The organism is Algibacter lectus, assembly GCF_900112395.1.
Taxonomy (GTDB): domain Bacteria; phylum Bacteroidota; class Bacteroidia; order Flavobacteriales; family Flavobacteriaceae; genus Algibacter; species Algibacter lectus.
The window spans coordinates 305,214-318,074 of record NZ_FOLN01000005.1 but is presented as its reverse complement, the minus strand read 5'-3'; the positions used below and the strand labels follow the sequence as shown (position 1 = coordinate 318,074).

General features: G+C 34.0%; 12 protein-coding genes. All 12 read left to right on the top strand.

The genetic code is table 11. The annotated features are described in order from the left end of the window. Window positions 1–6 precede the first annotated feature (6 nt). The 12 genes from BM246_RS11280 (at window position 7) to argH (ending at window position 12,830) form a co-directional block, all read left to right on the top strand. Window positions 7–984, top strand: coding sequence for a ThuA domain-containing protein (locus tag BM246_RS11280; protein WP_074937942.1), 978 nt, complete (start codon window positions 7–9; stop codon window positions 982–984). A gap of 456 nt (window positions 985–1,440) precedes the next feature. Continuing rightward, a complete protein-coding gene (locus BM246_RS11275; RefSeq protein ID WP_042495904.1) occupies window positions 1,441–2,013 on the top strand; it encodes a GNAT family N-acetyltransferase in 573 nt (190 codons plus the stop codon). A 30-nt stretch (window positions 2,014–2,043) separates the two neighbouring features. Beyond that, window positions 2,044–3,225, top strand: coding sequence for an argininosuccinate synthase (locus BM246_RS11270; protein WP_042495901.1), 1,182 nt, complete (start codon window positions 2,044–2,046; stop codon window positions 3,223–3,225). An 85-nt stretch (window positions 3,226–3,310) separates the two neighbouring features. Then, a complete protein-coding gene (argC, locus tag BM246_RS11265) occupies window positions 3,311–4,294 on the top strand; it encodes an N-acetyl-gamma-glutamyl-phosphate reductase (protein WP_074937940.1) in 984 nt (327 codons plus the stop codon). 239 nt (window positions 4,295–4,533) lie between these two features. Beyond that, window positions 4,534–5,328: a pyrroline-5-carboxylate reductase gene (gene proC, locus BM246_RS11260; RefSeq protein ID WP_074937938.1), complete on the top strand. Its 795-nt coding sequence runs from the start codon at window positions 4,534–4,536 to the stop codon at window positions 5,326–5,328. Between the two features lie 2 nt (window positions 5,329–5,330). Then, window positions 5,331–6,485, top strand: a complete 1,155-nt coding sequence (locus BM246_RS11255) for an aspartate aminotransferase family protein (RefSeq protein ID WP_042505881.1) — start codon at window positions 5,331–5,333, stop codon at window positions 6,483–6,485. A gap of 137 nt (window positions 6,486–6,622) precedes the next feature. Further along, window positions 6,623–7,816: a glutamate-5-semialdehyde dehydrogenase gene (locus BM246_RS11250; protein WP_074937936.1), complete on the top strand. Its 1,194-nt coding sequence runs from the start codon at window positions 6,623–6,625 to the stop codon at window positions 7,814–7,816. A 1-nt stretch (window position 7,817) separates the two neighbouring features. Continuing rightward, on the top strand, window positions 7,818–8,582 hold the full coding sequence (gene proB / locus BM246_RS11245; protein ID WP_074938000.1) for a glutamate 5-kinase: 765 nt from the start codon (window positions 7,818–7,820) through the stop codon (window positions 8,580–8,582). A gap of 99 nt (window positions 8,583–8,681) precedes the next feature. After that, the gene (locus BM246_RS11240; RefSeq protein WP_042505879.1) at window positions 8,682–9,620 is read left to right on the top strand and encodes a Rossmann-fold NAD(P)-binding domain-containing protein; all 939 of its coding nucleotides are present in this window, start codon (window positions 8,682–8,684) and stop codon (window positions 9,618–9,620) included. Beyond that, entirely contained in the window at window positions 9,621–10,400 is a 780-nt protein-coding gene (argB, locus tag BM246_RS11235) for an acetylglutamate kinase (RefSeq protein WP_042505878.1), read from the top strand. A gap of 2 nt (window positions 10,401–10,402) precedes the next feature. After that, a complete protein-coding gene (locus tag BM246_RS11230; RefSeq protein WP_042505877.1) occupies window positions 10,403–11,473 on the top strand; it encodes a M20 family metallo-hydrolase in 1,071 nt (356 codons plus the stop codon). 82 nt (window positions 11,474–11,555) lie between these two features. Continuing rightward, window positions 11,556–12,830 carry an argininosuccinate lyase gene (gene argH, locus BM246_RS11225; RefSeq protein ID WP_074937934.1) on the top strand — a complete coding sequence of 425 codons (1,275 nt, stop codon included), beginning with the start codon at window positions 11,556–11,558 and terminating at the stop codon, window positions 12,828–12,830. The last annotated feature ends 31 nt before the right edge of the window (window positions 12,831–12,861 follow it).

Here is a 12,861-nt window from a genome sequence, read left to right as displayed (position 1 = left end):
GAAATTATGATAAATCGTATTGTTGTACTACTAATTAGTCTTTGTTTTATTAGCAATAGCTATTCGTGTAATCCAATTAAAAGTAAAATAAAAGTACTCATTGTAGACGGACAAAATAATCATACGGTTTGGCCAAAATCAACGATTATGATGAAGCAGTACCTTGAAGAAACAGGTATGTTTACTGTAGATATTGCTAGAACGAAATATTTAAATAATAGTGAGGAAAATAAAGATTGGTTAGCGTTGGCAAACGTAGGTGAAGGCATTGAGGGGAAACCTAAAACAGATCCTGGTTTTAACCCAAAATTTTCAAAGTACGATGTGGTAATTTCTAATTTTGGATACAAAGCAGCATCATGGCCTGAGAAAGTTCAAAAGAAGTTTGAAAAATATATTAAAAAAGGAGGCGGATTTGTTAGTGTGCATGCTGCTGATAATAGCTTTCCAGAATGGACAGCTTATAACGAAATGATTGCTATAGGCGGTTGGGGTGGTCGTACCGAAAAACATGGTCCTTATTTATATGTCGATAAAGACAATAAGCCAAAGAAAGATTATAGTCCAGGAAAAGGAGGAACTCATGGTAAAAGAGAGGCTTTTGCCGTAACAAACTACAATACCGAGCATCCAATTACTAAAGGAATGCCAAAGGTTTGGATGCATGCGCCAGATGAATGTTATGCGTTTCTTAGAGGGCCTGCCGAGAATGTAACCATTTTATCAACTGCTGTATCTACAAAGAAAAAACCAGAGCTAGAACAAAAAGAACCTGTAGCTATGGTTGTCGATTATGGTAAAGGAAGAATATTTCATACTACTTTGGGGCACGATACAAAATCATTTGAGTGTGTTGGTTTTATCACCTTGTTAAAACGCGGGGTAGAGTGGGCTGCAACTAATAAAGTGACTCAAATAGAATTGCCAGCAGATTTTCCATCTGCCGATAATGTATCTACAAGAAATTTCAATTTAGCAAAATAAGAGGTTATTGAATTATTCAAGAAATAGTAATTTATTAATGTTTTTGATAGCAAAAATATCAGATTAATATAATTGCACAACATTAAATATAAATCTACTCTATTTTTTATGTTTAATGTTGTGTAATTCATAATTAGTTGTAATTTTGCGGCTTATATTAACGAAAGGGGCTCACGCCGACGATTTAGAGTTAATAGTTAAGGTAGTTATTCAGTGAAAACAGGAAACAACATATCTCTTATCTCTTCTGTTTTAGTAGCAAATACTAAAACAACTGTTGTGCGTATTCCTGAAATTCGCCCCATGGGGCTTTTCAATTAAGAAAGCTATTTGCTTTCCAATTTTCGTTATTTTTTTAAAGATTTTTTAAGTATTTAATACTTAAGCTAATCATTTGTTTTAAAATCATTTATTGGTTTTGAATGAAGTAAAAATATACCTTGAAGGTATTGTAAAATGGATACTATATTGAACGCAGACATCAAGAGTGTTATAGAGAAAGCTGAGGCCTATTGTTCTGAGGAAGAGATAGAAATAAAGCTTGTTTATAAACTTTCAAATAAAACGTTAGAATTAATTTCAGAACGATCTAAAGAGCTCGCTACGTTATATTATGTAGATGTCGAGATGTTAAGAACACGTGCTGAAAATGGCTGTTTTATATTGAAAAAAAATGATAGAATTTATGGGCATATTTTTGTTCACGAACATCAAGTAAAAGGGCATTCTGTTTACGAACGTACCTCTTTATGGGTAGATCGCGATTGCCGTAATTGTAACCTTGGGTTATTGCTAATGTCTAGAATGACCGAGTTGTTCTCCGATACCTTTCTTATTTCCGTAGCCCAAACACCTAAAGTACATCACTATAACGAGTTGTTAGGGATGACGCACGTTACCTTGGCAAAAATGTCTACAGTATTAGTTGAGGAGCTTGAGAAATTGGGGAAATTACGTGATGAGTTGAATTTCAAATATTACGTTAATGATTGTTTCAAGTCTGAAATAGGTCAATTAAAACAAATTTAAATTATAGAATAAGTTATATAAAATTATACAATGAAAAAATTAGTCATAGCATACAGTGGAGGATTAGATACATCTTACTGTGCCGTAAGTTTATCAAAAGAATATGATGTACACGCTGTAAGTGTAAATACTGGTGGTTTTACAACTGAAGAAATTAAACATATTGAAAGTAATGCCTATAAAATGGGGGTTTCAACTTATAAAAATATTGATGCCGTAGCTACGTTTTACCAAAAAGTAGTGAAGTATTTAATTTTCGGTAATGTTTTAAAGAACGGTACATATCCATTGTCTGTAAGTGCAGAGCGTATTATTCAAGCTATAGAAATTATTGAATATGCTAAAAGTATTGATGCAGAATATATTGCACATGGTAGTACAGGAGCAGGTAATGATCAAGTTCGTTTCGATATGATTTTTCAAACCTTAGCACCAAATATTAAAATTATTACGCCAATTAGAGATAAAAAATTAGCTAGACAAGAGGAAATAGATTATTTAAAATCTGAAGGTATTGATATGCCTTGGGAAAAGTCAAAATACTCTGTAAATAAAGGGCTTTGGGGAACTAGTGTAGGAGGTGTAGAGACGTTAAAGTCTGAAAAACCTTTACCAAGTGAAGCTTATCCATCTCAATTAGAAAAAGAAGGAGAAGAGAAAGTAACACTAACCTTTAAAAATGGTGAGTTTGTTGCGCTTAATGGTGAGGAAAATGCTCCAGAAGTAAATATTGAAAATTTAAATAATATAGCTTCGGCTTATGCTATTGGTAGAGATATTCACGTTGGAGATACTATTGTTGGAACTAAAGGACGTGTTGGTTTTGAAGCCGCAGCTGCTTTAATTACAGTAAAAGCACACCACTTGTTAGAGAAGCATACTTTAACAAAATGGCAATTACAACATAAGGATTATTTGTCTAGTTTTTACGGTATGCATTTGCATGAAGGGCAATATTTAGATCCAGTAATGAGGGATACAGAAGCATTTTTACAAAGTTCTCAGAAAATGGTTTCTGGTAATGTTGTGGTTACTTTAAAACCTTATCACTTTTCTTTGGATGGTATTGTTTCAGATCACGATTTAATGTCGAGTAAGTTTAGTACTTACGGTGAAGAAAACAAAGCTTGGACGGCAGATGACGCTAAAGGTTTTATTAAGATTTTTGGAAACCAAAATAAAATATACAGACAAGTAAATTCTCAGGAATAGAACTTGAATTGAATAATTGAGTTATTTCGAAGTATTAAGAAAATACATAATTTTAATACGGCGAAATGAACAAAAATAGTATATAATGAGAAATATTGAAGTTGGAATTATTGGAGGTGCTGGTTATACGGCTGGTGAGTTAATTCGTTTATTAATCCATCACCCAAATACAGATATCAATTTTGTGTTTAGCACATCGAATGCCGGAAACAAAATAAGTAAAATACATCAAGATTTAGTAGGAACGTTGGATCAAGAATTTACCGATACTGTTAACCTAGATGTAGATGTTTTATTTTTATGTTTAGGTCACGGGAATTCGGTGAAGTTTTTATCGAACAATACGTTTTCTGATAACACAAAAATAATAGATTTAGGAAATGATTTTAGATTAGAAGCCGATGAGGTTTTTGATGGTAAAACATTTGTTTACGGTTTACCAGAATTGCAACGTGAAGCTATTAAAACTGCAAATTATATTGCAAATCCGGGGTGTTTTGCTACGGCAATTCAGTTAGGGTTGTTGCCTTTGGCAGGTAAAGGTTTAATAAGTAAAGATGTGCATATTAATGCTGTAACAGGTGCTACTGGTGCAGGAACATCGTTGTCTGCAACAACACATTTTACTTGGAGAGATAATAACTTTTCATACTACAAACCATTTACGCATCAGCATTTAGGTGAAATAAATCAATCGGTTAAGCAATTGCAAAGTGATTTTGCTACTGAGATTTTATTTATGCCAAATAGAGGTGATTTTCCTAGAGGGATTTTTGCAACACTTTACACCGATTTTGAAGGTACTATTGAAGACGCAAAAACAATTTATAAAGATTTTTATAAAGATGCCAAATTCACTTTTGTATCGGATGATCAATTACATTTAAAACAAGTAGTAAATACTAATAAATGTTTAATACATTTACATAAGCATAACGGTAAATTATTGGTGACTAGTATTATCGATAATTTATTAAAAGGAGCTTCGGGACAAGCCGTGCAGAACATGAATTTGATGTTTGGTTTAGAAGAAACTACTGGCTTAGGTTTAAAAGCTACTTATTTCTAGAATATTATTTTAGAACTAGAGTAAGCACATAACAGTGGCGTGTTAGGAATAGAATGGCATGTTTGAGCTCCGCGACCAACGTAAGGAAGCGAGTAGAGAAACATTTATATTCATGATTTCTTTGATTCGAAATAGAAATCAACGAATAAAGCCGGACTCTTGTGCTAACGTCAAAACAGAACTGAAAATTAAGTTTTCGTTGTCACGGAAATAAAAAAACTTATATAAAATTAGGCATTATGAGAGTAGCCATAATTGGTGCAGGTAGCTTGGGGCAGTCGATTGCAAAGGGCTTGTTAAGTTCGGAAGCGTTGACGAGTTTGTATTTAACAAAACGAAATTTAAGCGCTTTAAAAGATTTTGATAATTCGGAAAAAGTAACGTTAACTACCGATAATGTTGAGGCCGTAAAACATGCAGATATTTTAATTTTTGCCATTCAACCGAGACATTTTGAGGGTATTTTAAACGACCTGAAACCACATTTAACTAAAGCACATGTTTTAATTTCTGTTATTACCGGTTTTGCTATTGCGAGAATTGAGGCTATTGTTGGTGAAGATAATTACGTGGTACGCGCTATGCCGAATACTGCGGCATCTGTGGGACAATCAATGACTTGTATTTCTACCAATAAAAAAGGGAAGGAAAAAATTGATTTAGCTATGACTATTTTTAATAGTTTGGGGACTTCGTTGGAAATTCCGGAGGAACAATTACAAGCCGCTACAGTAATTTGTGCGAGTGGTATTGCTTTTTGGATGCGCTTAATTCGTGCAACAACGCAAGGAGCGGTTCAATTAGGTTTTGAGGCACACGAAGCTCATCAATTAGCAATGCAAACATGTTTTGGCGCAGCTAGTTTATTGAAAGAATCGGGTAAGCACCCAGAAGAGGAAATAGACCGTGTAACTACACCTAGTGGTTGTACTATTGAAGGTTTGAATGAAATGGAACACCGCGGTTTAAGTTCGTCGCTGATAAAAGGAATAAATGCATCTTTTGAAAAAATTAATCAGATAAAAAATAATTAGTTATGCCACTATTTAATGTATATCCGTTGTATGATGTTACGCCTGTATCGGGCAAAGGCATCTATGTTTATGATGAAAAAGGAAACGAATATTTAGATCTTTATGGTGGTCATGCCGTAATTTCTATCGGACATGCACATCCAAAATATGTGGCAGCGATTTCTAATCAGGTTGCTGCGCTTGGTTTTTATTCTAACGCGGTGCAAAATCCGTTACAGGTTACACTGGCTGAAAGATTAGAAACGCTTTCTGGCTGTGAAGGTTACGAGTTGTTTTTGTGTAATTCAGGTGCAGAGGCAAATGAGAATGCTTTAAAATTGGCATCTTTTAAAACAAACAAAAAACGTGTTGTTGCTTTTAGCAATGGATTTCATGGTAGAACATCGGCAGCTGTTGCTGTAACCGATAATAAAAATATTATAGCGCCAATAAACTCGCAACAAGCCGTAACTATTTTACCTTTAAATGATATTGAAGGTGTAAAAAGAGAACTTGAAAAAGGTGATGTTTGTGCTGTAATTGTTGAATTTATCCAAGGTGTTGGAGGATTAGATCAAGGTACTGCTGAATTTTTTGAACAGGTAGATTTGCTTTGTAAAGCAAACAATACATTCTTTATTGCCGATGAGGTTCAGTCTGGTTATGGCCGTTCGGGAAAATTCTTTGCATTTCAACATTATAATGTAACACCAGATGTTATTTCTATAGCCAAAGGTATGGGGAATGGTTTTCCAATAGGTGGTATTTTAATTCATCCAAGCATCGAAGCTAAATTTGGTATGTTAGGTACTACGTTTGGTGGAAACCACTTGGCTTGTGCTGCAGGTTTATCTGTTTTGAGTGTGATTGAAGGCGAAAAATTAATGGATAACGTAAACGAGATGTCGTGTTATTTCGTGAAACTGGCTAAAACAATTCCGCAGATAAAAGCCATAAAAGGTAAAGGCTTAATGATTGGTTTGGAGTTCGATTTTGAAGTTGGCGATTTACGCAAAGAGTTAATATATAAGCATCATATTTTTACTGGTGGTGCCATGAATAAAAACTTGTTGAGAATTTTACCTCCATTAACCATTAGAAAAGAGCATATTAATATGTTTTTTGAAGCTTTAGTTGAAGTTTTAAGCGAGGTTGAGGAATTAGAAGTAGAAAATTAAAAGATAGAATAAAGAGAAAAGAAAATAGACGGAAGATTAATGAAATAAGAGAATGGCTTAATCTATACTTTTCAAAAATTTTACACCAATTACGGTAGACTGAGGTCTGTTTACTAAAAAAAACTGAATATTAAAAAATGAACACCCTATTATCCATAGAAACTAGAAATGCTGTTTTGTTAAAAATGGCAAAGCTTTTAGAACAGGAGCGTCAGGAGATAATTAGCATTAATAAAACAGATTTAGAAGCTTATAAAGGTGACGATATTTCAATGTTCGACCGATTAAAGGTTGATGATTTTAAAGTTGATGAAATGATAAAATCTGTTACGCATTTGGCTTCGCAGGAAGATCCAGTTGGTGTAGAGCGTTTTAGTTTTAAGCATGATAACGGGATGCAGGTTTATAATAAAACAGCATCGTTTGGTACGGTTTTAATTATATACGAATCTCGTCCAGATGTTACTGTAGAAGCAGCAGGAATTGCATTCAAATCAGGAAACAAAATTTTATTAAAGGGCGGGAAAGAGTCTTTAAAATCAAATTTAAAAATTGTTGAATTATGGCACCAAGCTTTAGAAGAGCAAGGTGCATCGACCGATTGGGTGGAGTATTTACAATTTAACCGTACAGAAACTCAAGCTTTTTTAGAAAAGCCAACGCAGAAAGTTGATTTAATTGTACCACGTGGTGGCGAGCGGTTAATTGCTTTTGTAAAAGAGCATGCTACGTGCCCAGTGATTATCTCTGGACGTGGTAATAATTTTGTTTATGTGCATAAAGATGCCGATTTAGATATTGCTATTGATGTTATTATGAATGGAAAATCTAAAATTTCTGCGTGTAATGCGGTTGATAAAATTTTAATTGATAAAAATCTTGCAGATAAAGCGACATTTGTAAATCGATTAATTGCAAAATTAAAAGAAGCTAATATTGAAGTTTTAGGTGATGCTAGTATTTCAAAAAATCATGAGGTAGAAGCAATTACTTCAGATGATATTTGGTATAAAGAATTTTTAGATTATAAAATACTTATTGGTGAAATAGCATCTAACCAAGATACCATTGCCATGATTAATAAATATTCTGGTGGACATTCGTCCGTTATTGTTACTACAAATAATGACGAAGCTAAAATGTTTATGGAAAATGTAGATACGGCAGCAGTTTACCATAATGCATCCACACGTTTTACCGATGGTGGACAATTAGGTTTAGGTGGCGAATTGGCTATCAGTACAGATAAATTACATCAACGCGGACCAATTGGTTTGCAGCATTTGGTTACCAACAAATGGTATGTTCATGGTAACGGACAAACAAGATAGCATGCAGAAAAAGAAACGAATTTTATTAAAAATAGGATCTAATACACTTACCAAAGAGACCAACAATATTTCCCGTGGTAAAATTGAAGATGTTGCCAATCAAATAGCAAAACTTCAAGATACTTGCGAGTTTATTATTGTAAGTTCTGGCGCAATAGCTGTAGCAAAACAGTTTGTAAAGTTAGAAAGTAAGCAGGAAGATGTTTTTGTAAAACAAGCCTTGGCATCTATTGGTCAGCCACATTTAATTCGTATTTACCAAGAAATTTTTAGAGAATACGGTTTATTAACATCTCAGTGTTTATTATCGTATTCCGATTTTGAAAAACAGGAAAGTAAAACCAATATTGTAAACACCATAAATGTTTTGGTGCAAAACAATTACATTCCTATTATCAATGAAAATGATACCGTAGCTACCGATGAGATTAAATTTGGTGATAACGATAAATTAGCTGCTTTAACAGCTTCTCTTTTGGAGGTGGATTTACTTGTAATAGCGACTAATACTAATGGGATTTATACAAAAGAGTCTATAGAGAAAGGTGTGCCTGAAACTATTGCTGAGGTTACCGACTTTGATGGTTTGAGAGCTCAAGTGGTAAATTCTAAATCTTCCCACGGAAGTGGAGGTATGGAGTCTAAAATTGAAGCTGCTGCTGTTACCAAGAAAGCTAATATAGAAACTTGGATTGTAAACGGTTTGGAAGACGATTTTATAACCAACGCTTTTGATAATAAAGTGCCCTTTACTAAAATAAAATAGTGAAAATTTTTAGGTGAATGTAGCCTGAAATAAATAATTAAAGTACAAGACTTTTTGGGGTTTTCGAAACCAAGAAGTTTTAAAAAATAAGTTTAAAAAATGAAACATTACACATCCATTAACGATATCGATAACATCCATACTTGGATTGAAGAAGCGAAAGCCTTAAAGGAAAACCCGTTACAAGGCATTGAATTAGGAAAAAACAAAACCTTAGGTTTATTGTTTTTTAATTCTAGTTTGCGTACACGTTTAAGCACGCAAAAAGCGGCTTTAAATTTAGGAATGAATCCTATTGTAATGAATGTTTCTGGCGATGCTTGGGGAATTGAGTTTGGAGATGGCACTGTTATGAATGGTAGTACAGCGGAACACATAAAAGAAGCTGCCGCTGTGATATCTCAATATTGCGATATTATTGCAGTTCGTGCATTTCCAAGTTTAACCGATAGAGCATTGGACGAAAGTGAATATGTTTTAGAGTCTTTTAAAAAGTTTGCATCAGTGCCTGTTATAAGTATGGAAAGTGCTACAGGTCATCCATTACAAGGTTTAACCGATGCTATTACTATTGCAGAGCACGCTAAAGTGTCTAAACCAAAAGTTGTGTTAAGTTGGGCGCCACACGTTAAAGCGTTGCCACATGCGGTTGCAAATAGTTTTACGCAAGCCATGAGAAAAATGGATGTGGAGTTTGTAATTGCAAATCCAGAAGGTTATAATTTAAACCCGGGAATTACGGGCGATACGCCAATTTATCACAATCAAGAAGATGCTTTTAAAGATGCCGATTTTGTTTACACAAAAAACTGGAGTTCTTATGAAGATTATGGTTTAGTTGATAATATTGATCCGGAATGGATGATTACCAAAGAGAAAATTGGTGAAGCTAAATTTATGCACTGTTTACCAGTTAGACGAAACTTAATTGTGGAAGATGCTGTTTTAGATAGTGATAGCTCTTTAGTGATTCAACAAGCAAATAATAGAACATTTGCAGCGCAATTAGTACTCAAGAAGATTTTAGAAAACTTATAGATGAAAGAAAAATTATCAATTATAAAAATAGGAGGTAATATCATTGAAGACGAAACCTCATTACAAGCTTTTCTAAAGTTGTTTGCTAATTTGGAAGGTAAGAAAATCTTAGTGCATGGTGGTGGTAAACGCGCTACACATATAGCATCAAAATTAGGAATTGAGTCTCAAATGGTAAATGGCAGACGTATTACCGATGCCGAAACTTTAGAGGTGATAACTATGGTTTATGGTGGCTTGGTTAACAAAAATGTTGTTGCCAAACTTCAGGCTTTAAATAGCAATGCTATTGGATTAACAGGTGCAGATATTAATAGTATTCAATCGGTTAAACGCCCTGTGAAAGATATTGATTTTGGTTTTGTTGGCGATGTAGAAAGCGTCGCTCACGACTCTATAGATAAATTAATTCAAGCCGATTTTACACCGGTATTTTGTGCTATTACTCACGATGGTAATGGGCAATTATTAAACACAAATGCCGATACTATAACGTCTCAAGTGGCTATTGGAATGAGTAAATTATACGATACATCTATTTATTATTGTTTTGAATTAAACGGGGTTTTAGAAGACATTAACGACAAAAAATCGGTTGTTAAACATATTGATACCAACCTGTACCAAGATTTGTTAGCAAAAGGTATTATTGCCGATGGTATGTTACCAAAACTAGAAAACTGCTTTGCTGCTTTAAAAAATGGCGTTAGCACAATAAACATGGGGAATACAGAAATGTTAACCCAAGAAAATGATAATTTTACAAAAATAACTTTATAAAAATGACGCAGCAAGATTTAACAAATGATGCCATTTTACTTTTAAAAAAGCTGATAGAAACACAGTCTTTTTCTTCGGAAGAGGATCCAACGGCGTTACATATCGAAGATTGGTTTAAGCGTTATAATATTGATTTTAAACGTACACAAAATAATGTTTGGGCAGTAAACAAACATTTTGATGAGAGTAAACCAACATTACTTTTAAACTCACATCACGATACCGTAAAACCAAATTCAGCATATACCAAAGATCCTTTTAAAGCCATTGTAGAAGATGGTAAATTATACGGTTTAGGAAGTAATGACGCTGGAGGATGTTTGGTATCTTTAATTGCGACGTTTACTCATTTTTACAATCATGATAATTTAAAATACAATTTGGTTATTGTCGCTTCCGCGGAAGAAGAAAGCAGCGGGCCAAATGGTTTAAATAGTATGTTGGCTGTAATACCACACGTTGATGTGGCTATTGTAGGCGAACCGACTTTAATGAATTTAGCTGTAGCTGAAAAAGGACTTGTGGTTTTTGATGCTGTTGTAGCTGGAACGCCAAGTCATGCGGCACATCCAAACGATAATAATTCTATTTATAACACCATAGAAGTTTTACAATGGTTTAAAGATTTTAAGTTCGAAAAAGGTTCTGAAGCTTTAGGTGATGTGAAGTTAACGGTAACACAAATTAATGCAGGATCTCAGCATAATGTGGTGCCTGGCCATGTAGATTTGGTTGTCGATGTACGTGTAAACGATGCATATACCAATACAGAAATCGCTGAGATTTTACAAGAAAAATCGCCATGTACAAGTATTACGCCTCGTAGTTTACGTTTAAATTCATCTTGTATTCCAATGGATCACGATTTAGTGAAAGCAGGTATCGAAATGGGACGATCTACTTATGGTTCGCCAACATTATCAGATCAAGCCACATTAACGTGTCCATCTTTAAAACTAGGGCCTGGAGATAGTACGCGTTCGCATTCAGCGGATGAATTTATTCATTTACATGAAATAGTAGAAGGTGTCGATTTGTATATTAAATTACTAGATAAGGTTATCGTAAAATAAAAAAAAACGGAAAGTAGATTGTTCTTCTTTCTTTAAAATAATAGATTTTCGCTTTCGCGGAAACAGAAAAAAAAGTATTAAGATGAAGTTGTGGGATAAAGGTATTTCAATAGATAAAAAAATAGAGCAATTTACTGTTGGAAACGATAGAGAAATTGATATTCATATTGCAAAGTACGATGTAATTGCATCGCGTGCACATGCTAAAATGCTTCAAAAAATCGGAATTATTTCTGTTGAAGAGTTAGTCGATTTGTTACGAGGTTTAAAAGTTTTAGAAGAACAAATTGAAGATGGTACTTTTGTTATCGATGCACAGTTTGAAGATGTACACTCTAAAATTGAATTCGAGCTTACCAAATCTTTAGGTGAAGTTGGAAAAAAAATACACACAGCGCGTTCTAGAAACGATCAGGTTTTAGTGGCATGCCATTTATATTATAAAGATAATTTGAGTGTTATAAAAGATAAAACTAAAACGTTTTTTAATACACTTTTAGATTTAGCTGATACTTATAAAGATAAGGTTTTACCTGGCTATACGCACTTGCAAGTAGCTATGCCATCATCTTTTGGGTTGTGGTTTTCTGCATACGCAGAATTAATGATTGATGACGTGTTTCTGTTAGATGCTGCTATAAAAACGGTAGATCAAAATCCGTTAGGTTCGGCTGCTGGTTACGGAAGCTCTTTTCCTATCGATAGAGAATTAACGACTAAAGAAATGGGTTTTGCAACACTTAAATACAATGTGGTTGCAGCACAAATGGGCCGTGGTAAAAACGAACGTACTATTGCTATGGCTCTAGGTAGTTTGTGTAACACACTGTCTCGTTTTGCAATGGATACCTGTTTATATATGAGTCAGAATTTTGGGTTTATTTCTTTTCCAGACGAATTAACAACGGGAAGTAGCATTATGCCACACAAGAAAAATCCAGATGTTTTTGAGTTAATTAGAGGTAAGTGTAATAAAATACAAGCCTTACAAGGTGAAATGGTTTTAATAACCAATAATTTACCAAGTGGATACCACAGAGATTACCAATTATTGAAAGAAAACATGATTGCTGCTTTCGAAGAATTAAAAGATATCTTGGATATTTTTAACTATTCTATTCAGCAAATTATAGTGAAAGACGTTGATGTAAATAGCGATTTATATAAATACCTTTTCACAGTTGATAATATAAATACTTTGGTTGTAGAAGGACAAAGTTTTAGAGAGGCTTATCAAAAAATTGGCGGACAGGTGCAAGATGGTACTTACGTCCCTGACACCTCTAAAAAGCACACACATGCCGGAAGTATCCATAACTTATGTTTAGATAAAATTCGTGCTAAGTTCCCTGTTTAATTTTAGTCGGAACGCATTTTATTATTGTTTC